Raw genomic sequence first — 24,396 nt, 5'->3', positions numbered from 1 at the left:
GTCATCATGATTACGTCACCAAACGGGCATCCGAGTTCTCTACTTGGATTTCTGTGCTTCCATCATTCCGACGATGCGTTGTAAGTCGTCGACCGAGCCGAATTCGACCACAATCTTTCCCTTCCGCTTGCCCAGACTGACAGTCACCCGAGTGTCGAACGAGTCCGACAATCGCTCGGCCACATCCTGCAGACCCGGCATCACGATGGGCTTGCGCTTCTGTGGGGGAGCGATCTCATTATCCGCCCGGTTGGCGAGAGTGACTGCTTCCTCCGTCGCGCGAACAGACATTCCTTCCGCGACGATGCGCGCCGCCATGACCTCCTGAGCGTCGGCACCCGCCTCGAGGGACAGCAGTGCACGAGCATGGCCGGCCGAAAGTACACCGGCCGCAACGCGACGCTGAACCGCCACCGGCAGCTTCAGCAGACGAATCATGTTGGTCACGACGGGACGCGAACGTCCGATCCGATTGGCCAATTCTTCGTGGGTGACTTCGAACTCCTCGAGCAGCTGCTGATACGCCGCTGCCTCCTCGAGGGGGTTCAGTTGCACTCGATGGATGTTCTCGAGGAGCGCGTCGCGCAGCATCGAGTCGTCATCTGTTTCACGAATGATCGCCGGAATCTTCTCCAGCCCGGCTTCCTGGCTCGCGCGCCAGCGACGCTCACCCATGACAAGTTGGTACTTGTCACCGTGACGACGGACCACGATCGGCTGCATCAAGCCGAACTCGCGGATCGAGTGAACCAACTCCGCGAGTGCTTCCTCGTCGAAAACGCTGCGAGGCTGCTTCGGGTTCGTCTCGATCAGGCTCGGTTCGATCTCAAGATAGACCGCGCCGGTCGGCTCGAGTTCGGTCTCCGGCTCAGCTTCCACCGGAGCCTTCGCAGCCGACGCCTTGGTGGCTTTCGGCGTTTTCGGGGCCGCCTTGGTCGGTGGGGGAGGGGAGGGGTTGCGCTTGTCGACGCCGATTACGACGTCCGCTGCAGCCGATCCCAGACCCGGCGCCGTGGCCGGCCCAGTGGGGATGAGAGCAGCCAAGCCGCGGCCCAATCCACCTTTGCGTGCTTGACTCATCTCACTGCTCCTGGGTCGTCGTGGTGGCAGAGCGGGCGGCAAGTTCACGGCCGGCGTCGAGGTAACTCATGGCGCCACGCGAACCCGGGTCGTAGTCGAGAACTGTCATCCCGTATCCGGGAGCCTCGGACACCTTCACGCTGCGCGGAATCACAGCTCGCAGAACGGCCTCACCGAAGTGCTTGCGTACTTCTTCGGCGACCTGGTCGGCCAGCTTGGTGCGCCCGTCGTACATCGTCAGAAGGACGGTGGAGACATGCAGATCCGGGTTGAGATGAGCCTGGACGAGTTCGATGTTGCGGAGCAACTGACCGACCCCCTCGAGGGCGTAGTACTCGCACTGGATCGGGATCAGAACTTCCTTGGCAGCGACCATCGCGTTGACGGTCAGCAGTCCCAGCGAGGGCGGGCAGTCGATGAGGACGAAGTCGACGTCAAGCTCTGCGAGCACCTTGTCGTTGAGCGCGCCTTTGAGTCGATTCTCGCGGGCAACCATGGAGACCAATTCGATCTCGGCGCCCGCCAGATCGATCGTTGCCGGGATGCAGAGAAGGCGCTCACTGTGCGGGCTGGTCTGGATCGCCTCCGGGGCCTTCACTTCGCCTATGAGCAGCTCGTAGCTCGACGGGGTGCCCGAGGTATGGACGACGCCCAGAGCGGTGCTGGCGTTGCCCTGAGGGTCCAAATCGACCACAAGGACAGTGAGCCCTTGAAGAGCGAGCGCCGACGCAAGGTTCACCGTGGTCGTCGTCTTGCCGACGCCACCCTTCTGGTTCGCGATGGTGATCACGCGGCGGAACGCCGGCTTCGGCAGCGTCACCGAATGGGGATGAAGCACTTGGCTCGCTCGATGCGCTGCCGCCCCGATGGGGGTCTCCTCCGAGGAGATCGCCGCGTAGGGGGCGGTGAAATTGTCGTCGTCGTTGACGATCTGATCCGCACCCGCACTCGTGTGCTGCTTCGGTGTTTCACGTGAAACGGCGGATTCAGATCGACCCGACATTGACTGCTCCTTCGATTGGGAATCGATCACTAGGTGCTCTCATCATCTGTACATTGCTCTCGATTGCATGCGTGTAAATCATCAACGCTGGCGGCGCTTCGGGAGACGTTCGGCCTTCACCACAACAGTGGGGGTGCGGAGAATCTTGGCTCCACATTCGAGTATTTCCAACTTACCTGCGCCCAACTTGGTGAGCGCCGTACGGTCTCGCTCGATCTCCTCGGCGGCGCTCGAACCCTTGAGTGCCAACATCCGGCCGTGCTCGTGAATGAGTGGGAGGGACCAACGTGCGAGCTTCTCGAGAGGCGCCACAGCTCGCGAGGTGACTACATCCGCGCCGCCCGCTTCCTTCACAACACCCGATTCCTCGGCTCGCCCTCGGACAACCAATACGTCCAATCCGTTGGACTCGATGAACTCCGCGAGGTACACCGAGCGTCGAAGCAACGGTTCGACGAGAGTCACCTTCAAGTCCGGGCGGGCGATTGCGAGAGGGATACCGGGTAGGCCGGCGCCGCTTCCAACGTCCACAACCGACTCGCCTTCGGCAATCAACTCACCGATGACGGCGCAATTGAGAAGGTGACGCTCCCACAGTCGGGGAACCTCACGGGGACCAATGAGCCCGCGCTCGACACCATCCGTCGCCAGGGATTGGTAGTACCGTTCCGCGATCTCATATCTGTCACCGAACACTGCGCGCGCAGTCTCTTGTTCGTCCCAGTCAACCGACGCCGCACCATTCTGTTCCACGTGAAACATCCTCCCGCGTAAACCGCGAAATCAACAATCAAGACCGAAATCATTATCCGCTCTGGAGCCGACATGTGTTCGCTTCTGCACACCGACTCGCTGTGAGTCTGCCGACTCGTTCATTCTTTGGGAAGTATTCGGCCCAAAATTCAAGCGGGGGAGGGGAGGGGTTCACGTTCCACGTGAAACATTGCGCTGAAAATTCTTCCAATTCTGACGCGTTTCACGTGAAACATGGCCGGGCGATCGAATGCAGATAGGAGCGCAATTCTTAGTATCATCACAGTGACGAAACTGCCATGGGTAGTTACATGGATGGAATTCTGACCCAAAATGGGCAATTTTCAACGAAAATGTGGTTGTAGAAAATTGCCGCCGTCGGACAGCCGAACGGACTCGGTCGGTCTGACGCAATCTGTTGTGCGACGCGGATGAGCTTCGAGTCCAAGTCCCGGACAGCATCGTTATCTCATCGCCGGTTGTTGCGAGCCATACATCCGTCGGCTTGACACTCCTGTTGCGGAACACCGGAGACTTGTCATCACAAAACGAGAATCAATCCAAGGAGCTTCGCACATACCGATGCGCATCCGAGAGTTCACCCTCTCCGCTGGACTGATGGTGAACGCACTCCGCAGCATTGGGCTCGCCCTCGACTCCGTTCGCAGATGCATTGAGCAATCCGCACCACATAAATTTCTTCATCGAACTGCACCGTCGTTCCATGCCGGCTCGACACTGGGTGGGACTCGAACACGAGATCCGCCACTTGGCATCTCCGGAACGATCGTCGACTCCGGCGCACGACGAACCATTCGCGACATTCGAAATATCCGAAGACGATCCGATCTCGGCGATCTAGGCGCCGAAGCCCCACAGATCGCGATGATCGAGCAAGCAAACGGTGACGGGCTGAAGTTGGTTCACGGCCGCATCCGTCAGGTTGGGGTTCGCGCTGACGATGGCACACCAGAAGCCATTGGGTCGTGATCGCCATCCAGTAGACATCCAATACCAATCTGGGATGGAGATCGAGGGCTCGGGGCAACAACCATCGATCCGGTTTCACGTGAAACGAAGGGCCGACTATTTCCGCTGGGGGAGGGGAGGGGCTCACATGTAGTACGCCGTGTTGTCGATCGATTATCCGAACGTGCACAGTGTGCCGCCGACAGCCAAGAAGGCAATCATGAAGCTGAGCATGACGGCTCTCAAGAATCGCCGCCCGCCTGTGAGAGACGTTCGGGATCGAAGTTTCGGTCGCTGCCGACCTCCTCTGTTCCGACTTCCCCGTGGCTGCGGTGACGATGCAAGTGACCGAGCGTACCGCCGAATGCGCCAAGTCGGCCGTGCGCGCGCAACCGATGGTGGCACTTCCTCGACCGGGTGACCGGATCTGGAGACCTCTATTTTCGTACGACACCGTTGCAGCAGGATATGTGGGCCGAGTTGGAACCTGGCCACCTTTACCCCCTGGTACACGGCGGTCTCCGCGTCACCCCGTACACCGTCGGACAAGCTGGACAGAAAGGCCCGCGCCGGCACGACGGCAGCGAACCTCCGGTTGAGGCCCGGATCAGCCCGCCGGGGCCTCGAACACCATCCTGACCTCGGTCACTTGGTAGTTCGCCCGCTTGAACGCCGCGGCCATGGGTGTGTTGGGTACGTCCGTGGTCGCGGTGATGCGATTGGCGCCATCGGCTGCGTGAAAGCGGGTGATCTCGCAGAGGATGTCGTCCACGTAGCGGCACCCGCGTAGCTCGGGCACTACTCCGAGGTATCCGACGTTGCGGTGGTAGGGCGTCGCGGACGGGATCGCGAAGCCGACCAGCGTCCCGTCCATGGTCTCCGCCAGCCGCCACCACGATCGTTCGCCGGGGCACGACCGGTAGAACTCGAGATCGTCCCGGGCCTGGCTGACGATGTCCGTAGCCGCGATGCCTCGTTGCGTGGCGACGTCCAAGCTGCCGACAACGACCCGCTGGAACACCGCAAGGAACTCCTCATCGGAGGCGGGACGGAAAATCAGACGCTCGGTGGGGGCGGGCACACCGGCCGCAGGCGTCCACTCGAAACGCAGCCGCTCGATGATCTCGGTCAGTCCGGCCGCCTGGGCCGCCTCGCGACGCCAGGACACGGCGTCTGCGACGGCGGAATTCGCGTCCTGCCCGGCGGTCGGCACGACCAGCACATACTCAGGTTTCGCATGGAACTCGGTGTGCGCCCGCGACATGAGTTCGGCGGCAAGCGCAGCACGATCCGGCACGTCAGCCAGCACGTGCAGGAAATCAAGGGCGAGCGGACGCTCACTGTCCTCACGCCCCCACCACAGGGCACGCGCGACGATCCTGGAACCGTCAACGGCGAACCAACTCCATTCCGGACGAAGCCGTCCGGCCGCCACCTCTTCCCGGAGCGAGTCAGCGTCGATGAACTCGACCGGATCGTTCATCGCGAACCCCACGGGCTCTTCCAGCTCGGCCCGTGTCGCGGGTCGTATCAGCAAGATTGCTTCCCTTCACGACGCTTCATTGACGACAGGTTCCGAAATAGAGATCGGCCGTGTCGACAACGATAGGCACCGGACCTTCACCGTGCCGCCGGATTCGGTTTCACGTGAAACACCTCTCGGACACAAAAGCGGGCCCCGGAAAATCCGGGGCCCGCATTCGATCAGGGGGGAGTGTCAGTCCTTGAGGACAACCACTCGACGAGACGGCTCAGCGCCTTCGCTCTCGCTGGAAACACCGGCGACCTTGGCGACGGCGTCGTGCACGATCTTGCGTTCGAACGGCGTCATCGGAGCAAGCTCTTCGCGTTCGCCGGTCTCGAGAACACGCTGTGCAGCTTCCGCACCGAGAGCACTGAGTGCCTCGCGCCGGCCCGCACGCCACCCGGCGATGTCGAGCATCAAGCGGCTGCGCTCTCCGGTCGACTGCTGAACTGCCAGACGAGTCAGCTCCTGGAGAGCATCCAGAACCTCACCCTTGCGTCCCACGAGCTTGGTCAGGTCGTCGCCGCCGTCGATGCTGACGATCGCCCGATCGCCCTCGACGTCAAGGTCGATGTCTCCGTCGAAATCGAGAACGTCGAGCAACTGCTCGAGGTAGTCGCCGGCGATCTCGCCCTCTTCGATCAAATCGTCATCGGAATCGTCGATGTCTACATCCACATCGGTAACCGGCGCAGTGGTCTCGGTGCTCACGTCTGCGTTCTCTCCATCCACAACGATGTCAGCTTCACTGGACATTGGTCGTTCTCTTTCCTGGATCAGCGCCGTTTATTGCGCTTGGGGGAGTTGCCGCGGTTGCTCTGTGGCCGGTTCTGTTTGGGTTTCGACGTGGAACCACCACTGGAACCCGAGGGCTTCGGCTGTGGCTTCTTGAGCGAAACTTCCGGGGCGTCACCGTCGTCGTCGGCTGAATCCGCGGTCTTCAGCGCAGCCGGAGATCCCTTCTTCTTGCTGGGATCAGGACGGGCACCGGGCTTGGGCGCATTGTCGTTGCGGCGAGTGATCGCTTCCTGCTTCTTCGCTTCTTCTTCGGCATCGATCTTGCGGAAGACGAGGTGCTGCTGACCGTAGGTCCAGATGTTGTTCGACACCCAGTACAGGAGGATCGCGATCGGAAGGAACGGTCCACCGACCAGAACACCGAGCGGGAAGACGTACAGGGCGAGCTTGTTCATGATCGCGGACTGCGGGTTCGCGGCAGCTGCTTCGCTCTGACGGGCAACAGAAGCGCGTGAGTTGAAGTGCGTCGCGATGCTGGCGATGATCATCAGCGGAGCGGCCACGAGAATGATGTTCAGCCGTGACGGAAGCTCGGGAACGTTCTCGGTGACGTAGGCCTGAAGCTGCGCAACCGGCGTCGTGATCGCGGCCGAGATGGGCGCGCCGAACAGACGAGCATCCAGGAACGACTGGACGTCAGTGGCCGAGAAGACGTAGTTCGGGGTGTTGAGGTTGTCCTCGGCGCTCATGCCCAGCTGGCCCATGCCGGTGCCGGTGCGGTTGAACGAGCGCAGGACGTGGAACAGACCGATGAACACCGGAGCCTGAGCCAAGACCGGGAGACAGCCCATGATCGGGTTGAATCCGTGCTCCTTCTGGAGCTTCTGCATCTCGACGGCCTGGCGCTGACGGTCGCCCGAATACTTCTTCTGCAATGCCTTGATCTGTGGCTGCAGTTCCTGCATCTGACGCGTCGTGCGGACCTGCTTCACGAACGGCTTGTACAGAACCGCACGCAAGGTGAACACCAGGAACACCACGGAAAGCGCCCAGGCTATTCCGTTGTCCGGGCCGAGAATGAACCCGAAGACCTTGTGCCAGACCCACAGAATCGCGGATACCGGATAGTAGATGAAATTGAGCACGGCTCTAAGTACTCCTCTGTTCGTCCGTCGGACTGTGACACGCTGCGCGTGCTTCCGGACAGCTATGGCGGCTACCCGCATCACGGTCACGACGGGCAGGGACAGGGTCCCACCCTCCAGAATGCCAGGGGGCACACTTCGCCAACCGCACCACAGTCAAGAAAAGGCCTTTGATCGCCCCGTGAGTGCGCAGCGCTTCGACTGCGTATTCACTGCAGGTGGGGGTGAACCGGCAGGTCGGCATCCTCAAGGGCGACACATACGTCCGGTACAACTCGATACAGAAGATGAGAACAGTGGCGGGAGCGCGACGCACAGCCTTCAACACCGTGATGACACGGGAGGCTCTGGGAGTCTCGATCTGCTCAGAGAGCGGAGTACTCATGGCTCTTCACTTACCGACACCAATAGGTTCATTTTGGTCAGGCCCCCACGCAACTGCTTGGCCAGTTCGGCTGAACTGGCGGTAGCTGCACCCGGAAGTGCGCGGATAACCACGTCTGTCTCCGGTGAAACCTGTCCGACGAAATCTGCACAGATATGACGAAGCCGGCGTGCGACTCGATGTCGAATCACCGCCGGCCCGACAGCCTTGCTCACGATCAGCCCGAACCGGGGACCGTGATTTGTTACTACCAGCGCCTCTACTTGCTCGCGATCGAACGCGTGCACGACAAGATCGCGTCTTCCCATACGACGTCCACGTCGCACCGCCACGGAGAAATCCGCGTGGCGACGCAACCGGAACGGCTCAGGCAACACCCCGAGCTCCTGAACTCGAAATCAGATCAGGCGGTGAGGGAATCGCGGCCCTTACGGCGACGCGCCGAAACGATTGCACGACCCGCACGGGTACGCATACGAAGACGGAAGCCGTGAACACGCGCGCGGCGGCGATTATTCGGCTGGAACGTCCGCTTGCCCTTGGCCACGGTCAACACTCCTCGAAGTTCATTGACGCCTCCCGGCGTCATTCAGTGATCGACGCCTTACGGCGCCTTTGGATACAACAGGTACAGAACAATCAGCTTCACTCGTTGTGGCTTGGAAGACCGTTCCGACCTGACATATGTAGCCAGCACGAAGCGATCACCACCAGCGGGTGACCGTTCGAGGTTACTTACCACCGTTGCCAAGGTCAAACCAGCCCGATTCAGGGCCCTCCCGCGGAGACTGCGGCGACACGCCGACACTTCCATTGTTCCGAAGATTCCGTTCGCGGTGTGCATACGGCCGTGACCTCGAGCGAGGCGGCAAGTGTGACCTTGGCAACAGTTCCGCTACGGAACGCAGGTGGCCCGAAGGCAACCCGGACAGTTCCAACCGCGCACGCTCTCGACAAGGCCTCATCAGCACATACGGGCACGAGCACCGGACGCGACCCCGAATCCCGAGTTTCCACATTCATCCACAGGGCTGTGAGTGTTGACGCATCCCCGACACCAAGTGGCGAACGCCTCGAGTTCCGACAAAGTTGCAGGTAGATCAATTTCTCGGTCACTTTGACGAATTTGGTTGACGAAAAAACCGACTCGGTGCAGGTTTGTCCACATCTGTGGATAATTGTGTGGAAACACAGCCCAGGTGGCATATTCGTAGCCTGTTACGGGGTTCTCACCCCGGGTGGTAATCCACCGAATCATTCGACGCCGCAGCCATACGCTCGGCAGCTGCAGCACACCCACTGTCGGCGAAACACGGGAAGGAACCACGTGAACGACGATCCCAACGCGCTCGCACGGGTCTGGGTCGACGTGGTTGCAGAACTCACGAGTGATGACCCCGGAAGTAATCTTCCGGCTTTGAGCAGCAAGCAGAAGGCATTTGTCCGTCTGGTGAGGCCTCTCACACTTGCTCAGGGTTTTGCACTCCTCTCGGTTCCATCGCCATTTGCTCAAGAGACGATCGAGCGCGATCTGCGCGAGCCGATCCTGCAGGCACTCGGACGCCATCTCGGTGGCCAGGTCGAGGGACTCGGTGTCCGCATTGCACTCGAAGACGATGCCGACGCACCCGCCGAACCGGTCGAGGAGCGCACGGGCAGCCGTCAGTTCGAGTCGGTCAACTCATCGGGCGCATACCGTCGGCGCAGATTCACCGAAGGCGACGGCGAACCTTCGGACTCCGAGACTGCCGAGACCGAAGAAGTCGACGACGACCGCGAAGCACTCGCGAGCGTTCACGAATCGTGGCCGTCGTACTTCACGAAGCCGCCCGCTACTCCTTCTGCTTCGGGGTCCGGCGCCAACAGCCTCAATGCGAAGTACACCTTCGACACTTTTGTGATCGGATCGTCCAACCGATTCGCTCATGCCGCTGCCGTCGCGATCGCGGAGGCGCCGGCGCGTGCCTACAACCCCTTGTTCATCTGGGGAGCTTCGGGCCTGGGCAAGACGCACCTTCTTCACGCCGCCGGCCACTACGCACAGCGACTGTTCCCCGGCATGCGGGTCAAGTACGTCTCGACCGAAGAATTCACCAACGACTTCATCAACAGTCTTCGTGACGACCGCAAGGTCGCGTTCAAGCGTCGCTACCGGGAAACGGATGTCCTGCTGGTCGACGACATCCAGTTCATCGAAGGCAAGGAAGGTATTCAGGAGGAGTTCTTCCATACCTTCAACACCTTGCACAACGCGAACAAGCAGATCGTCGTTTCCTCGGACCGTCCGCCCAAACAGTTGGCAACCCTCGAGGAGCGTCTGCGGACGCGCTTCGAATGGGGCCTGATCACCGACGTTCAGCCGCCTGAGCTCGAGACGCGTATCGCGATTCTGAGCAAGAAGGCGAGGATGGATCGCCTCGAGGTCCCGCACGACGTCCTCGAGTTGATCGCCAGCCGTATCGAGCGCAACATTCGTGAACTCGAGGGCGCGTTGATCCGCGTCACCGCTTTTGCCTCGCTCAACCGCCAGCCGTTGGATCTGACGTTGGCCGAGGTGGTCCTGCGCGATCTGATGCCCGATTCGTCGAGCCTCGAGATCAACGCGGCGACGATCATGGCGGTGACGGCCGAATACTTCAACATGTCGATCGACGACCTGTGTGGGCCGGGTAAGGCCCGGCCACTCGCTCAGGCCCGCCAGATCTCGATGTATTTGTGCCGTGAGCTCACTGATTTGTCCTTGCCGAAGATCGGTCAGACGTTCGGCCGTGACCACACGACGGTCATGTACGCCGACAAGAAGATCCGTAAGGAAATGACGGAACGCCGCAAGGTGTACGACCAGGTTCAGGAGTTGACCGCAAGGATCAAGCAGCGCTCCAAGCGTTGACCTGCACTTATTTCGATCGATGCCGCTCGAGGCAGAGGTTCCCTCGAGCGGCATCGGTGTATTCGAAGGGTTCCACGTGCGGTCCCCTCGAGGGCGGTTGTCCACCTCGAGGGACGACACGCCGGAGTCAGACACGCCGATGAGAACAAACTCTTCGTTTCTTGTGAAAAGTATTCACATCTGTGGATAAGTGTGTTGATAACTCCGAAAGTCTGTGGAGTTCTCGAGGAGGAATCCGAAAACTTTCAGAGAGTGCACAGAGGGGGTCGATTGGTCCTCGAGTCTGTCCTCGAGAAGTGCACAGGCCCTCGAGGGGACCTACCAGCGTCGACAACCGTTGCTCCACAGATTGCACAGGACTTATTACTACTACTGAGAATTTCCTAGGAAAAGCTCTTTGAAAATAGTTCTGGGGACAACTCCTGTTGAGAACCTCGCCTCAGGCTGCGCTCGCCGCGGCTTCGGCTTTCCACTTGCGCCCTCGAGGGCATACGGTGGGCATCGCTTGGTCTGTGTCAGACTTCAAGTGAGCTGATGCAGATCCGCAGCAGACGAACATGCCTACCGAGAGGAATAACCCGGCGATGGAGCTTGGAAGCCTGAAGTTTCGCGTTTCCCGGGAAGAGTTCGCTGATTCAGTAGCGTGGGTTGCTCGTAGCCTGCCCTCGAGGCCGCCCGTGCCGGTTCTCGGCGGAGTTCTTCTCGACGCAACCGAAGCCGGCCTCACCGTTTCCGGGTTCGACTACGAGGTATCCGCGCAGGTCCGCGTCTCGGCAGATGTCACAACTGCAGGTCAGGCACTCGTCTCCGGTCGCCTCCTCGCAGATATCACCAAGTCGCTTCCCAACAAGCCGGTCGATGTGACCCTCGAGGGCACTCGCGTGCTCATCTCGTGCGGAAGCGCCAAGTTCTCCCTGCCCACGATGCCGGTCGAGGACTACCCCCAGCTTCCGACGCTTCCGCAGCAGTCCGGGTCCATTCCCGTCGACCTGTTCTCCGAAGCCATCAGCCAGGTAGCTGTTGCAGCCGGCAAGGACGACACCCTTCCGATGCTCACGGGTATCCGTGTCGAGATCGAACAGAATTCGATCGTCCTCGCCGCTACCGACCGCTTCCGTCTCGCCGTACGTGAACTCGAGTGGACTCCGGCCAATCCCGACGTCCAGGCTGCTGTTCTCATCCCGGCCAAGACTTTGTCCGAGTCCGCGAAAACGCTTGCCGGCAATGCAAATTCGCCGGTCGAGTTGGCTCTCGGCTCCGGTACGACCATCGGAAACGACGGACTCCTCGGCATCGTCAACGACGGACGCCGCACCACGACGCGCCTCCTCGACGCCGAGTTCCCGAAGTTCCGTCAGTTGCTGCCTGCTCAGCACACCGCGATGGCAACGGTCGAGGTCACGCCTCTCATCGAGGCCATCAAGCGTGTAGCACTCGTCGCCGAGCGTGGCGCACAGGTTCGCATGCAGTTCTCCGCTGACGGCCTGCTCCTCTCTGCGGGTGGCGACGACGCCGGCCGCGCGGAAGAGACGCTCAACGCGTCGTTCCAGGGCGAAGCACTCACCATTGCGTTCAACCCCGGTTACCTGATCGACGGGTTGAATTCGCTTCACAGCGAAAACGTTCTGTTCGGCTTCACCACTCCCAGCCGTCCGGCTGTTCTTCGCCCCGCGGCCGAGGAAGAGCCCACGGCAGACGAGTCCGGTAACTTCGCTGCGCCCTCGAGCGAGTACACGTACCTGCTGATGCCGGTTCGCCTTCCGGGCTGAGTGGAACCCCGCACTTCAGTTCGCGCCTGACCAGGGAGAACAGTATGAAGATCGGACTCGTAGGTCTCGGCAAGATGGGCTTCAACATGCGTGAGCGCTTGCGCGCGCATGGCCTCGAGGTGATCGGATACGACCCTCGACCGGAAGTCACCGATGTCGGGTCACTTGCCGAACTCGCTGCTTCCCTCGAGGGACCTCGAGTCGTCTGGGTGATGGTTCCGGCCGGTGAAATCACCCAGAGCACCATTGCCGAACTGGCGGATGCCCTCGAGGGCGGTGATCTGGTCATCGACGGTGGGAACTCGCGTTACACCGACGACGCTGTCCATGCCGAGCTTCTGGGCGCCCGTGGGATCGGTTTCCTCGACTGCGGTGTCTCCGGTGGCATCTGGGGCCGTGAGAACGGCTACGGCCTGATGGTGGGCGGATCCGAGCCTGACGTCGAGAAGGCAATGCCGATCTTCGACGCCCTTCGCCCCGACGGTGAGGCTGCAGACGGCTTTGTCCACGCCGGTCCCGTCGGTGCTGGTCATTACGCGAAGATGGTGCACAACGGCATCGAATACGGCCTGATGCAGGCGTATGCCGAGGGGTACGAGCTCCTCGAGGCGGAAAGCCTGATCGCGGACGTTCCCGGCGTGCTCCGAGCTTGGTCGAAGGGGACCGTCGTACGTTCGTGGTTGCTCGATCTGCTTGTCGACGCCCTCGAGGAAGATCCGGAGCTTGCGCAGATCACGGGCTATACCGAGGATTCCGGCGAGGGCCGCTGGACGGTCGAGGAAGCTATCAAGCACGCTGTGCCCGCTCCCGTCATCTCCGCTGCTCTGTTCGCGAGATTTGCTTCACGACAGGATGATTCACCGGCCATGAAGGCTGTGTCCGCCTTGCGCAATCAGTTCGGCGGTCACGCGGTCAAGAGCGCTTCGCCCAAGAATTCGGCTTCTGGAAGCTAAGTGTTCGTTCGTAGATTTTCGCTGCGGGACTTCCGATCCTGGGATTCGCTGACGCTTGACCTCACACCGGGAACAACCGTTTTCCTCGGTTCGAACGGGCACGGTAAAACCAACGTCCTCGAGTCACTCGGGTATCTGTCGACGCTGTCGTCTCATCGAGTGTCCACGGATGCACCGATGATCCGCAGCGGTTCCGCCAGTGCTTTTGCCGGTGCAACGGTGGTCAACAACGGACGCGAACTGACCATCGACGTCGAACTGATCGAGGGAAAGTCCAACCGCGCCAGGATAAATCAGTCTCCGACGCGTCGTCCGCGGGAAGTGCTGGGGATTCTGCAGTCGGTGATGTTCGCGCCGGAAGATCTGTCGTTGGTTCGCGGAGATCCTGGTGATCGTCGACGCTATCTCGACGAGTTGTTGACGTCCCGGATACCCCGAATGGCTGCTGTCCGTGCGGATTACGACAAAGTTCTGCGTCAGCGCTCAGCCCTACTCAAAACTGCCGGTGCGGCTTTGCGTCGCGGTTCTCGTGGTGGCGAGTCCGACAACGTCCTCTCCACCCTTGAGGTGTGGGACGGGCATCTGGCCGCTCACGGCGCACAATTGTTGGCCGGGCGCCTCGAGTTGGTCCATGATCTGGCGCCGCATCTGGCGGAGTCGTATCGTTCCATCGCACCCGAATCCCGGCCGGCGTCGATTCGATACAAGAGCAGTCTGGGGTCCTCGTTGGATCCCGAATTCACCGATCCTGCAAGGATTTCCGGTATCGACGACGTTGCATACCTCGAGGAGAGATTCCATCTCGAGTTGGCGCAGATGAGGTCGAAGGAAATCGATCGCGGAGTGTGTCTGGTCGGTCCGCATCGGGACGACCTGGAGCTGATTCTCGGCGACAGTCCGGCGAAAGGTTTTGCCAGCCATGGTGAATCGTGGTCTTTTGCGCTTTCGCTGAGACTGGCAGGTTTTGCTCTGTTGCGCGCGGACGGCAGCGACCCGGTCCTGATGCTCGACGATGTCTTCGCGGAATTGGACCGTCGTCGCCGTCGTGCGCTCGCCACCGTTGCCGCCACCGCAGAACAGGTACTGATCACAGCTGCTGTTCCCGAGGACGTACCGGACGAACTCGAGGCGGCCAAGTTCGGCGTCGAAGCCTCCGATACCGGAGACGGTCGGATATCCCGGATAGTGCCCGTAGGCTCGACAGATCAGGAGGTCGAGTTCGATGACTGAAGACAGCAGCGCGGCTCCGGAGCCCGAGCTCAAAGGGATCGATCTGGCGCGCCGTGCCCTCGAGGAGGCACGCGCGACGGCAAAGGCCAACGGCAAGGCCGTCGGGCAGGGGCGATCGTCGCCCAAATACGGAAGTGGCCGACCGCGTCGACGCAGCGGTTGGTCCGGCCCCGGCCCGGATGCGCGGGACCCTCAGCCGTTCGGCGCTCTCACCAGCGCTATCTCTAAATCGCGTGGGTGGTCCCCCAAGGTGTCCGAGGGCACGGTCCTCGGTCGGTGGCCGCAGGTCGTCGGAGAAGACATCTCCGCGCACGCCGAGCCGATCTCTCTGAAAGAAGGTGTTCTCAGCATCTCCGCCGAGTCGACGGCGTGGGCTACCCAGTTGCGCATGATGCAGTCCCAGATTCTGGCCAAGATCGCTGCTGCCGTCGGTGACGGCGTCGTGAAGACACTGCGGATCACCGGTCCGAGTGCGCCTAGCTGGCGCAAGGGAGAAAGGCATGTGAAAGGCCGCGGACCTCGCGATACGTACGGCTGAGGAAAACTCAACCAGGCCCTGGTTCTACCTATTACTTCGTGTTACAGTTAAAACTCGCTAGTGAGTGAACTGTGTCACAAGGCTGTCGTTCCCCACCGATCGGCAGGCATGAAGGAGTAGCTAGATGTCGCAGAAGATATCGACACCCGCTTCGTCGTTCGCCGAGCCGGATCACATCCTGTTGCAGGCTCGCAATGTCGAGTTCGACTGGTCCGATCTGCCCATGCACTGGATTCCGGGCGATCCGTTCAGCACACACGTTCTCAACGTGCTTCACCTTCTCCTCCCCGCCGGTGAGGAATGGTTTGTCGAGACCTTCAAGGAAGCTCTTCCTCTGATCGAGGACGAGAAACTCCGTGAAGACGTCGTCGGATTCATCGGCCAAGAGGCGATGCACTCCAACGCGCACTCGGGTGTCCTGGTCCATCTCAAGGAAAACGGCCTCGATCCGACGCCGTACACCCAGCAGATGGAGTGGGCATTCTCGAAGCTGCTCGGACCGCGTCCGATGACGGGTCTGCGTGCCGAGAATCACCTGGTGGAGCGCTTGGCGATCATCGCGGCCATCGAACACATCACTGCTTTCCTCGGCGACTGGGTGCTCAACGCCAAGGGACTGGACAAAGCCGGCATGCACCCGACCATGCTTGATCTCCTTCGCTGGCATGGCGCCGAAGAAGTCGAACACCGCGCCGTCGCGTACGACGTGATGCGCTACTTCGACAAGCGTGAGACCCGCCGGATCCGTACCCAGATCCTCGTCACGCCCGCAATCGTGTGGCTGTGGATTCGTGGAACCCGGTTCCTGATGCGCAACGATCCCGAACTTGCCGCTCAGGCCCCCAGCCGTCGACGACCCCACCTGTCCGATTTCATCGCGGCCGGTAAGCGCGGCACAGTTCCCACGTCGTTCGAGCTGGTCAAGCGGATGTCGACCTACTTCAGCAAGTCCTATCACCCCAGTAACGAGGGCTCGACCGCCCAGGCGGTGCAATACCTCGCGTCGTCACCCGCAGCCCAGGCGGCCGCACGGTGATTTCACTCTCGAGGGTCAAGGACGTCATCTCCGGGCACGACGGGTTGCCGCGGTTTCCGGCGCCACCCGATCTGTCCGGCAAGAACCGTCCCGACCGCGCCATGCGCATCACGGAGTTGTTGGCGGACAAGTACCTTCGGGTGTTGACGGCCTACGACTACAACCCCGAGATCGCGGGCCACAACCCCGACACGGCCATGAACATGGTGGTCAGCACACGTGAGGTGGTGGCGACTGACGAGAACGTCGTTCGCCTGCGCTTCGAATCCGCCGACGGCTCACCGATTCCGCCGTGGCATCCGGGTTCGCACCTGGACTTCCATCTACCTTCGGGTCTGCGGCGTCAGTATTCGCTGTGCGGCGACCCGGCCGATCGCACGGGATACAGCGTCGCGGTGCGCCGGATCCCCGACGGCGGTGGCGGTTCCATCGAGATGCACGCTCTCCAGCCCGGTGAGCACGTCACGGTACGCGGACCACGCAACGGCTTCCCGTTTGTCGGAGAAGGCAGCGCGTTGTTCGTCGCCGGCGGCATCGGTATCACGCCGATCATCGCAATGGTCCGTGCGGCAAGAGAATTGGGGATGGACTGGTACTTCGTGTACTCGGGCCGCTCCCGTGAATCCATGCCGTTCCTCGACGAGATCGCAACCTGGGATCCCGAGCGTGTCTTCGTGCGCCCGGACGACGAGTTCGGATTGCCCACCACCACAGACCTTCTCGGACGAGCGCCGGTCGGCGGCGCCGTGTACTGCTGTGGCCCGACGCCGATGCTCGATGCCGTCCGCCGCGGTTTCCGCGATACACCCTCCACCGCTTTGCATTTCGAGCGGTTCGGGGCTCCGCCGGTGATCGACGGCAAGGAATTCGAAGTGCAGCTTGTCAATTCGGGACAGGTGCTCACCGTGCCCGCCGACGAGTCCGCGCTCGACGTCATCAAGAAGACATTGCCCGGTGTCGGGTACTCGTGTCAGCAGGGTTTCTGCGGAACCTGTCGTGTGAAGGTACTCGCGGGTAAACCCGATCACCGCGAAAGGCGTCTGACCGACACCGAACAGGAAACGGAGATGCTCATCTGCGTATCCCGTTCCGACGGTGGACGTCTCGTTCTCGATCTCTAGATATTTCCCGACTCCGAAGGGTTCGACAATGTCGAAGCACTCTCCTGTCCATGCCGTGACCGCGCGTCGCGTGACCAACGGTTCCGTCAGCCTGGCCGTGTTCGAGCAGGGCAAGGCAGACGGCGAGACCATCGTCCTGGTGCATGGTTGGCCCGACACCCATGAACTGTGGAACCGCATCGTGCCTTTGCTGGCAGACGACTTCCGCGTCGTCAGCTACGACAGCCGCGGGGCCGGTGAGAGCACAATCCCCTCGAGGGTGCAGGACTACCAACTGAGCGCACTGGCCGGCGATCTTTTTGCCGTCATCGACGCGGTCAGCCCGGGCAAGCCGGTGCACGTCCTCGCGCACGACTGGGGATCCGTCGAAACGTGGGAAGCGGTCTGCGAGCCGGGTGCCGAAGAGAAGATCGCGTCGTTCTCGTCCATCTCGGGCCCCAATCTCGATCATCTCGGCAAGTGGATCCGGGCGAGCGCGTCCAAGCGTCGTTTCCTCGGCCCGGCGGCGCAGGGAATTGCGTCGGCCTACACCGTTCTGTTCCAGATTCCCGGGCTGTGCACCCTTCCGTTGCGTCTGTGGTTCTCCAAGCACTGGCCGGCATTTCTGGGCTTCTTCGACGGTCTGGACCCCCGTGTGGTCAACACCGCGCCCACCATCGCCGACGACATGGTGAACGGACTCAAGCTTTATCGCGCGAACATCCGGCCGTCGCTCGGCAAGCCGCGGGATCGGTACACGGACGTGCCTGTTCAGCTCATTCTGAACAAGTACGACAAAGCCGTTCGTCCGGTGGGATACGAAGACACCGAAAAATGGGTCTCCGACCTGCAGCGACGTGAAATTGCCGCGGGACACTGGTCGCCGTTTTCACATCCGGGTGAGGTTGCCGAACATGCGCGGGCATTTATCGCGAGCCTGAGAGAGCGTCGCTCGGAGAAGCAAAGTTCCTAGCGTTTCACCTTCCGGGGATCGTAAAAATTCGTCTGCGGCGCAGCCAGGGGTGTCATTGGCCGCTTCTAGTCGGTGCTTACCAGTAAGATGGTCAACGGTAACTAGCGGCAACATTCTCGAACCCGCTCCGACGACACCCGCAAGGGCTTGCTGACGGCTGCGCTCGAGTATTGACGGAGAAGGAGAGCTACCCACCCGTGGCTGCCCAGAAGTCAGATACAAGCACTTCCAGCAAGGACTACAACGCGTCGTCCATCACCGTCCTCGAAGGACTCGAGGCGGTACGTAAGCGTCCAGGCATGTACATCGGTTCCACCGGTGAACGCGGCCTGCACCACCTCATTTGGGAGGTCGTCGACAACTCGGTCGACGAGGCGATGGCCGGACACGCCACCAAGGTCGAGGTCACCCTCCTCGAAGACGGCGGAATCCGCGTCATCGACGACGGCCGTGGCATCCCGGTCGGCATGCACGCCTCCGGAGTTCCCACCGTCGAGGTCGTGCTGACCCAGCTGCACGCCGGCGGCAAGTTCGACTCCGACTCCTACGCCGTCTCCGGTGGTCTGCACGGCGTCGGTATCTCGGTGGTCAACGCGCTCTCCACCCGGCTCGACGTCGACATCAAGGTCGACGGCTACCGGTGGCAGCAGACGTACACCGATTCCAAGCCGGGAGAGCTCGTACAGGGCGACCCGACGAAGGAAACCGGCACCACCGTCAGTTTCTGGGCCGATCCCGAGATCTTCGAGACCACCCGCTACAACTTCGAGACCGTTGCGCGTCGTCTGCAGGAAATGGCCTTCCTCAACAAGGGCCTGACCATCACGCTGACCGACGAGCGCGCCGAGGTCATCGACGACGAAGCTGCCGAGGTGGCCGAGGCTCCCAAGTCTGCTGCCGAAGAAGCCGAAGAAGCTGCTCAGGCAGCGCCGCGTAAGTCCAAGACCCGTATCTACCACTACCCCGGTGGACTCGAGGACTACGTCCGGCACATCAACAAGAGCAAGACCCCGATCCACAACTCGGTCGTCGGATTCACCGCCAAGGGCACCGGCCACGAGCTCGAGGTCGCAATGCAGTGGAACTCCGGCTACTCGGAGTCCGTGCACACCTTCGCCAACACGATCAACACCCACGAGGGTGGTACCCACGAAGAGGGCTTCCGCGCCGCACTGACCGCAACGGTCAACAAGTACGCGCTCGAAAAGAAGCTGCTCAAGGACAAAGATCCCAAGCTCACCGGTGACGACATCCGTGAAGGACTCGCGGCCATCATCTCGGTGAAGGTCGGTGAACCCCAGTTCGAGGGTCAGACCAAGACCAAGCTCGGCAATACCGAGGTCAAGTCCTTCGTGCAGAAGGCGTGCAACGAGCACCTCGCGCACTGGTTCGAGGCGAACCCCGCCGACGCGAAAACCATTGTGAACAAGGCTGTTTCGTCGGCGCAGGCCCGCGTCGCCGCACGTAAGGCGCGTGAGCTGGTCCGTCGTAAGAGTGCGACCGACCTCGGTGGCCTGCCAGGCAAGCTCGCCGATTGCCGCTCCAACGATCCAGAGAAGTCCGAGATCTACATCGTGGAGGGCGACTCCGCAGGCGGCTCGGCCAAGTCCGGCCGAGACTCGATGTACCAGGCGATCCTCCCGCTCCGCGGAAAGATCATCAACGTCGAGAAGGCGCGTATCGATCGCGTCCTCAAGAACACCGAAGTCCAGTCGATCATCACCGCGTTCGGCACGGGCATCCACGACGAGTTCGACATCGCCAAGCTGCGCTATCACAAGATCGTGCTCATGGCCGACGCCGACGTCGACGGTCAGCACATCGCAACGCTGCTGCTCACGCTGCTGTTCCGCTTCATGCGGCCGCTCGTCGAGCACGGCAAGGTCTACCTCGCGCAGCCGCCGCTGTACAAGCTCAAGTGGCAGAAGGGTGCGCAGCCGGAATTCGCGTACTCCGACCGCGAGCGCGACGCGATGGTCAAGGCCGGCCTCGAGTCCGGCAAGAAGATCAACAAGGACGACGGCATCCAGCGCTACAAAGGCCTCGGCGAGATGAACGCCAAGGAGCTGTGGGAAACCACGATGGACCCGACGGTGCGCGTTCTGCGTCTCGTCACGCTCGACGACGCGGCTGCTGCCGACGAGCTGTTCAGCGTGCTGATGGGCGAAGACGTCGAAGCACGACGCAGCTTCATCACCCGCAATGCCCGGGACGTTCGTTTCCTCGACGTGTAGGCCTGCGGCCCTGTGCGTGGTTGAGGAGTCCCCGGGCTCCTTTTCCGCGCACAGGGGCTTGCCCCCTCTTTTAAGAAAGTGAGCTCATGACCGACACCACGTTGCCACCGGACGGTCCGCAACACGACCGGATCGAACCGGTCGACATCCAGCAGGAAATGCAGAACAGCTACATCGACTACGCCATGAGCGTCATCGTCGGTCGCGCTCTGCCGGATGTCCGCGACGGACTCAAGCCGGTGCACCGCCGCGTGCTCTACGCGATGTACGACAACGGATATCGCCCCGACCGCGGATACGTGAAGTCTGCCCGACCGGTCGCCGAGACCATGGGTAACTACCACCCCCACGGCGACTCCTCGATCTACGACACGTTGGTTCGTATGGCCCAGCCGTGGTCGCTGCGTTACCCGCTAGTCGACGGTCAGGGAAACTTCGGCTCCCGCGGCAACGACGGCGCAGCCGCCATGCGTTACACCGAGTGCAGGCTCACGCCGCTCGCGATGGAAATGCTGCGCGAAATCGACCACGAGACAGTCGATTTCACCCCGAACTACGACGGCAAGACGCAGGAACCGACGGTTCTGCCCAGCCGTATCCCGAACCTGCTGATCAACGGTTCCAACGGCATCGCCGTCGGTATGGCCACCAACATTCCGCCGCACAACCTGCGTGAAGTTGCCGAGGCCATCTACTGGGCGCTCGACAACTTCGAAGCGGACGAGGAAGCCACCCTCGCGGCCGTCATGGAGCGCATCAAGGGACCCGACTTCCCCACGCACGGGCTCATCGTCGGTGGACAGGGCATCCAGGACGCCTACACCACCGGCCGTGGCTCCGTTCGTATGCGCGGCGTCGTCGAGATCGAAGAAGATGCCAAGGGCCGCACCACGATCGTCATCACCGAGCTGCCCTACCAGGTCAACCCGGACAACCTGATCACTTCCATCGCGGAGCAGGTTCGTGACGCCAAGATCGGTGGCATCTCCGACATCCACGACGAGTCCTCGGACCGCGTCGGCATGCGCATCGTCGTCACCGTCAAGCGTGACGCCGTTGCCAAGGTCGTGCTGAACAACCTTTACAAGCACACCCAGCTGCAGACCAGCTTCGGCTGCAACATGCTCTCCATCGTCGACGGAGTGCCGCGCACGCTGCGCCTCGACCAGATGATCCGTCTGTACACGGCGCATCAGCTCGAGGTCATCGTTCGTCGTACCAGGTACCTGCTTCGCAAGGCACAGGAGCGCGCCCACATCCTGCGCGGTCTGGTCAAGGCCCTCGACGCTCTGGACGAGGTCATCGCCTTGATCCGTGCGTCGCAGACCGTCGACATCGCTCGCGCCGGATTGATGGAACTCCTCGACGTCGACGAGATCCAGGCCGACGCCATCCTCGGCATGCAGCTGCGTCGTCTGGCCGCCCTCGAGCGTCAGAAGATCGTCGACGAGTTGGCCGAGATCGAACTCGAAATCGCGGACCTCGAAGACATTCTGGCTCGCCCGGAGCGTCAGCGCGCGATCGTTCGTGACGAGCTCAAGGAAATCGTCGACAAGTACGGCGACGACCGTCGTACCCGCATCATCGCCGCCGACGGAGACGTCAACGACGAGGATCTGATCGCCCGCGAAGACGTCGTCGTCACGATCACCGAGACCGGTTACGCCAAGCGCACCAAGACCGACCTGTACCGCTCGCAGAAGCGCGGCGGCAAGGGTGTTCAGGGTGCCGGCCTCAAGCAGGACGACATCGTCTCGCACTTCTTCGTCACGTCGACGCACGACTGGCTGCTGTTCTTCACCACGAAGGGCCGCGTCTACCGCGCCAAGGCTTACGAACTGCCCGAGGCGAGCCGTACAGCTCGCGGTCAGCACGTTGCCAACCTCCTGGCCTTCCAGCCGGACGAGCGCATCCAGTCCGTCATCCAGATCAAGACCTACGAAGACGCGCCCTACCTGGTGCTCGCCACTCGCAACGGTCTGGTCAAGAAGTCCAAGCTCACCGACTTCGATTCCAACCGCAGCGGTGGCATCGTCGCCATCAACCTGCGCGGTGAAGACGAACTGGTCGGCGCTGTCCTCTGCTCCGCCGAAGACGACCTCCTTCTCGTCTCGGCACAGGGCCAGTCGATCCGCTTCTCGGCCACCGACGAGGCACTGCGTCCGATGGGCCGCGCCACTTCCGGTGTCCAGGGCATGCGTTTCAACGGTGACGACGAGCTGCTCTCGCTCAACGTCGTTCGTGAAGGAACGTTCCTCCTGGTCGCCACGTCGGGCGGTTACTCCAAGCGAACCGGCATGGAGGACTACCCGGTGCAGGGTCGCGGCGGCAAGGGCGTGCTCACGATTCAGTACGACAAGAAACGTGGCACTCTGGTCGGTGCGCTCATCGTCGACGACGACGACGAGCTGTACGCGATCACCTCGGGCGGCGGCGTCATCAGGACGGCTGCCAAGCAGGTTCGTAAGGCGGGACGCCAGACCAAGGGCGTGCGTCTGATGAACCTCGGCGAAGGCGACACACTGCTCGCGATTGCGCGCAACGCCGACGAGCCCGAAGAGCTCGCTGCAGAGACCACCGACAACGCAGACAATGCCGATGGAGCTAAGGAGTCCTAGTGAGCACTCCCAACCAGCCGGGCAGTGACCAGAAGAGCGAAAGCACTTCAGGTTCGACGCCACCGAAGCCGGAGCAGGCAACTGCTCCGGCGGGGCCGCAGACCTCGAAACCTGCAGCTCCAGCGGACGGCGGACCCAAAGCTTCCGAGGCAGCTCCGGCGCCCAAGGCACCGGAGCCGCCTCGCGGCCCGTCGGCTCAGAAGCCGGCGGGTGGGGCTTCCGACGCCGCGGGTGCGGCCAAGGGTCAAGCTCCTTCCGCTCCTTCTGTGGCTCCGGCTGCGCCGGTAACTCCGGCAAAGGGTGACGGTCAGGCTCCGCCGCAACCGGTTGCCAATCAGGCTCGTGGCAGCCAGGCGCCGCCGTGGCAACGCGGACCCCAGCCGTCGGGTCAGCCGCAGGGGCAGCCAGCTCAGAACCCCGCTGCTCAGAACCCGGCTGCTCAGAACCCGGCTGCTCAGAACCCGGCGTCCAAAGCCCCGGCGTCGAAGACTCAGCCACCGCAAAGTCAGGCGCCGCAAAGTCAGCCGCAGACCAACATCACGCGTCCAGCCGGCGCTGGTGCTCCTGCGGGTCGTCCGGCAGCTCCTGCCGGGGGTAAGCCGCCTGCGGGTCCGCAGCGTCCTGCAGCGGCCGGCCCGGCGCAGGGTGGTCCGGTGCAGGGTGGTCCGGCCAAAAACCCCGCGCAGGGTGGTGCGCCGAAGGGACAGCCGCAATCGGGTCGTCCCGCTGCCGGTGCACAGACGGGTCGTCCTGCCGGCAACCCGTCGGCACGTCCCGTCGTGACAGGAACGGCGGCTGCCGCAGCTACCGGTGGCGTCGCCGGCGCGGCAGCAGCCAAGGCTGTTGCACCCTCGGGCGCAAATCCCAAGGCTGCAAACGCCACAGTCGCCAATCCCACGGTCGCTAATCCGAAAGCAAAAGCCGCCGCGATCGACGGGCCGACTCGGCACATCGATCGCAAGGATCTACCGAAGGACATGCCTGACCTCTCCGAGGCCAAGCATCCGTTGCCTGCTGCGGTGAAGGGTGAGAAAACTCACGCCGTATCGGCTTCGGTCGTGGACGGTGCGCCACTGCGCGCAACGGTCCAGATCCGTCGTATCGACCCGTGGTCCACGCTCAAGATCACATCCGTGATCTCGGTGTCGCTGTTCTTCGTGTGGATGGTGGCCGTCGGACTGCTCTACGTCGTTCTCGACGGCATGGGCGTCTGGGATCGCCTGAATAACGCGTTCACCGACATCGTTGCCGATGGCGGCTCCGACGGTCTGGTGACGGCAGGCCAGGTGTTCGGCTACGCCGCGCTGATCGGCATCGCGAACATGGTGCTTTTCACGGCACTCGTCACGATCGGATCGTTCATCTACAACCTCTGCAGCGACCTGGTTGGCGGCGTAGAGGTAACTCTCGCCGACCGCGACTGACCTGCGAAAACATTGCTCCGCCGGGCCCGTTTT

At 62.0% G+C, this 24,396-nt stretch carries 21 protein-coding genes; 12 read left to right on the top strand and 9 right to left on the bottom strand.

Annotated features, from left to right (window positions below; translation table 11 throughout):
* Window positions 1-39: 39 nt before the first annotated feature.
* The 3 genes from ABIE52_RS21950 to rsmG form a co-directional block, all read right to left on the bottom strand.
* On the bottom strand, window positions 40-1,080 hold the full coding sequence (locus ABIE52_RS21950) for a ParB/RepB/Spo0J family partition protein (protein ID WP_054188731.1): 1,041 nt from the start codon (window positions 1,078-1,080) through the stop codon (window positions 40-42).
* A gap of 1 nt (window position 1,081) precedes the next feature.
* Window positions 1,082-2,083 carry a ParA family protein gene (locus tag ABIE52_RS21945; protein ID WP_003942510.1) on the bottom strand — a complete coding sequence of 334 codons (1,002 nt, stop codon included), beginning with the start codon at window positions 2,081-2,083 and terminating at the stop codon, window positions 1,082-1,084.
* Between the two features lie 81 nt (window positions 2,084-2,164).
* On the bottom strand, window positions 2,165-2,845 hold the full coding sequence (rsmG, locus tag ABIE52_RS21940; RefSeq protein ID WP_019746204.1) for a 16S rRNA (guanine(527)-N(7))-methyltransferase RsmG: 681 nt from the start codon (window positions 2,843-2,845) through the stop codon (window positions 2,165-2,167).
* 715 nt (window positions 2,846-3,560) lie between these two features.
* Between rsmG and ABIE52_RS21935 the strand changes: the two genes are divergently transcribed.
* On the top strand, window positions 3,561-3,698 hold the full coding sequence (locus tag ABIE52_RS21935) for a hypothetical protein (protein WP_157838935.1): 138 nt from the start codon (window positions 3,561-3,563) through the stop codon (window positions 3,696-3,698).
* 714 nt (window positions 3,699-4,412) lie between these two features.
* Here the strand turns inward: ABIE52_RS21935 and ABIE52_RS21930 are convergent.
* The 6 genes from ABIE52_RS21930 to rpmH form a co-directional block, all read right to left on the bottom strand.
* Complete coding sequence (locus ABIE52_RS21930) at window positions 4,413-5,288, bottom strand: GNAT family N-acetyltransferase (RefSeq protein ID WP_191908651.1); 876 nt, start codon at window positions 5,286-5,288, stop codon at window positions 4,413-4,415.
* A gap of 234 nt (window positions 5,289-5,522) precedes the next feature.
* Window positions 5,523-6,086 carry a Jag family protein gene (locus ABIE52_RS21925; RefSeq protein ID WP_003942504.1) on the bottom strand — a complete coding sequence of 188 codons (564 nt, stop codon included), beginning with the start codon at window positions 6,084-6,086 and terminating at the stop codon, window positions 5,523-5,525.
* Between the two features lie 20 nt (window positions 6,087-6,106).
* A complete protein-coding gene (gene yidC, locus ABIE52_RS21920) occupies window positions 6,107-7,213 on the bottom strand; it encodes a membrane protein insertase YidC (RefSeq protein WP_003942570.1) in 1,107 nt (368 codons plus the stop codon).
* 4 nt (window positions 7,214-7,217) lie between these two features.
* On the bottom strand, window positions 7,218-7,598 hold the full coding sequence (gene yidD, locus ABIE52_RS21915) for a membrane protein insertion efficiency factor YidD (protein ID WP_007729147.1): 381 nt from the start codon (window positions 7,596-7,598) through the stop codon (window positions 7,218-7,220).
* Window positions 7,595-7,975: a ribonuclease P protein component gene (gene rnpA / locus ABIE52_RS21910; RefSeq protein ID WP_003942450.1), complete on the bottom strand. Its 381-nt coding sequence runs from the start codon at window positions 7,973-7,975 to the stop codon at window positions 7,595-7,597. Before rnpA ends, yidD begins: the two co-directional genes overlap by 4 nt.
* Window positions 7,976-8,001: 26 nt before the next feature.
* On the bottom strand, window positions 8,002-8,145 hold the full coding sequence (gene rpmH, locus ABIE52_RS21905; RefSeq protein WP_003942540.1) for a 50S ribosomal protein L34: 144 nt from the start codon (window positions 8,143-8,145) through the stop codon (window positions 8,002-8,004).
* A gap of 780 nt (window positions 8,146-8,925) precedes the next feature.
* Between rpmH and dnaA the strand changes: the two genes are divergently transcribed.
* The 11 genes from dnaA to ABIE52_RS21850 all read left to right on the top strand — a co-directional run bounded on the left by dnaA (window position 8,926) and on the right by ABIE52_RS21850 (window position 24,363).
* Entirely contained in the window at window positions 8,926-10,488 is a 1,563-nt protein-coding gene (dnaA, locus tag ABIE52_RS21900) for a chromosomal replication initiator protein DnaA (protein ID WP_003942491.1), read from the top strand.
* A 584-nt stretch (window positions 10,489-11,072) separates the two neighbouring features.
* Window positions 11,073-12,257 (top strand): DNA polymerase III subunit beta, encoded by a 1,185-nt coding sequence (gene dnaN, locus ABIE52_RS21895; protein WP_007729165.1) that lies wholly within the window; start codon window positions 11,073-11,075, stop codon window positions 12,255-12,257.
* Window positions 12,258-12,301: 44 nt separating this feature from the next.
* Window positions 12,302-13,210, top strand: a complete 909-nt coding sequence (gene gnd / locus ABIE52_RS21890) for a phosphogluconate dehydrogenase (NAD(+)-dependent, decarboxylating) (protein WP_047272670.1) — start codon at window positions 12,302-12,304, stop codon at window positions 13,208-13,210.
* Entirely contained in the window at window positions 13,211-14,440 is a 1,230-nt protein-coding gene (gene recF, locus ABIE52_RS21885; protein ID WP_054828073.1) for a DNA replication/repair protein RecF, read from the top strand.
* Complete coding sequence (locus tag ABIE52_RS21880; RefSeq protein WP_003942471.1) at window positions 14,433-14,978, top strand: DUF721 family protein; 546 nt, start codon at window positions 14,433-14,435, stop codon at window positions 14,976-14,978. Before recF ends, ABIE52_RS21880 begins: the two co-directional genes overlap by 8 nt.
* Before the next feature lie 124 nt (window positions 14,979-15,102).
* Window positions 15,103-16,014, top strand: coding sequence for a metal-dependent hydrolase (locus ABIE52_RS21875; RefSeq protein ID WP_007729174.1), 912 nt, complete (start codon window positions 15,103-15,105; stop codon window positions 16,012-16,014).
* Entirely contained in the window at window positions 16,014-17,135 is a 1,122-nt protein-coding gene (locus ABIE52_RS21870; RefSeq protein WP_039973074.1) for a PDR/VanB family oxidoreductase, read from the top strand. Before ABIE52_RS21875 ends, ABIE52_RS21870 begins: the two co-directional genes overlap by 1 nt.
* 28 nt (window positions 17,136-17,163) lie before the next feature.
* Window positions 17,164-18,087 carry an alpha/beta fold hydrolase gene (locus ABIE52_RS21865; RefSeq protein WP_007729179.1) on the top strand — a complete coding sequence of 308 codons (924 nt, stop codon included), beginning with the start codon at window positions 17,164-17,166 and terminating at the stop codon, window positions 18,085-18,087.
* 197 nt (window positions 18,088-18,284) lie between these two features.
* Window positions 18,285-20,321, top strand: coding sequence for a DNA topoisomerase (ATP-hydrolyzing) subunit B (gene gyrB, locus ABIE52_RS21860; protein WP_003942515.1), 2,037 nt, complete (start codon window positions 18,285-18,287; stop codon window positions 20,319-20,321).
* Window positions 20,322-20,407: 86 nt separating this feature from the next.
* A complete protein-coding gene (gyrA, locus tag ABIE52_RS21855; RefSeq protein ID WP_047272672.1) occupies window positions 20,408-22,939 on the top strand; it encodes a DNA gyrase subunit A in 2,532 nt (843 codons plus the stop codon).
* A complete protein-coding gene (locus tag ABIE52_RS21850) occupies window positions 22,939-24,363 on the top strand; it encodes a DUF3566 domain-containing protein (protein ID WP_192712808.1) in 1,425 nt (474 codons plus the stop codon). The genes gyrA and ABIE52_RS21850 overlap by 1 nt, the downstream gene beginning before the upstream one ends.
* Window positions 24,364-24,396: the final 33 nt, after the last annotated feature.

The organism is Rhodococcus sp. OAS809 (assembly GCF_040546695.1).
Classification (GTDB): Bacteria; Actinomycetota; Actinomycetes; order Mycobacteriales; family Mycobacteriaceae; genus Rhodococcus_F; species Rhodococcus_F qingshengii.
Note: the sequence above shows the minus strand (reverse complement) of the source record. Positions and strands in the feature narration are given on the sequence as shown.

What these genes read in the sequence shown, in the direction of transcription:
- ABIE52_RS21935 (WP_157838935.1), top strand. Translation starts at nt 3,561, where the DNA reads ATGCCGGCTCGACACTGGGTGGGACTCGAACACGAGATCCGCCACTTG.
- ABIE52_RS21950 (WP_054188731.1), bottom strand. Translation starts at nt 1,080, where the DNA reads ATGAGTCAAGCACGCAAAGGTGGATTGGGCCGCGGCTTGGCTGCTCTC.
- ABIE52_RS21925 (WP_003942504.1), bottom strand. Translation starts at nt 6,086, where the DNA reads ATGTCCAGTGAAGCTGACATCGTTGTGGATGGAGAGAACGCAGACGTG.
- ABIE52_RS21930 (WP_191908651.1), bottom strand. Translation starts at nt 5,288, where the DNA reads ATGAACGATCCGGTCGAGTTCATCGACGCTGACTCGCTCCGGGAAGAG.
- dnaN (WP_007729165.1), top strand. Translation starts at nt 11,073, where the DNA reads ATGGAGCTTGGAAGCCTGAAGTTTCGCGTTTCCCGGGAAGAGTTCGCT.
- rsmG (WP_019746204.1), bottom strand. Translation starts at nt 2,845, where the DNA reads ATGTTTCACGTGGAACAGAATGGTGCGGCGTCGGTTGACTGGGACGAA.
- ABIE52_RS21945 (WP_003942510.1), bottom strand. Translation starts at nt 2,083, where the DNA reads ATGTCGGGTCGATCTGAATCCGCCGTTTCACGTGAAACACCGAAGCAG.
- ABIE52_RS21880 (WP_003942471.1), top strand. Translation starts at nt 14,433, where the DNA reads ATGACTGAAGACAGCAGCGCGGCTCCGGAGCCCGAGCTCAAAGGGATC.
- yidD (WP_007729147.1), bottom strand. Translation starts at nt 7,598, where the DNA reads ATGAGTACTCCGCTCTCTGAGCAGATCGAGACTCCCAGAGCCTCCCGT.
- gyrA (WP_047272672.1), top strand. Translation starts at nt 20,408, where the DNA reads ATGACCGACACCACGTTGCCACCGGACGGTCCGCAACACGACCGGATC.
- ABIE52_RS21865 (WP_007729179.1), top strand. Translation starts at nt 17,164, where the DNA reads ATGTCGAAGCACTCTCCTGTCCATGCCGTGACCGCGCGTCGCGTGACC.
- ABIE52_RS21875 (WP_007729174.1), top strand. Translation starts at nt 15,103, where the DNA reads ATGTCGCAGAAGATATCGACACCCGCTTCGTCGTTCGCCGAGCCGGAT.
- gnd (WP_047272670.1), top strand. Translation starts at nt 12,302, where the DNA reads ATGAAGATCGGACTCGTAGGTCTCGGCAAGATGGGCTTCAACATGCGT.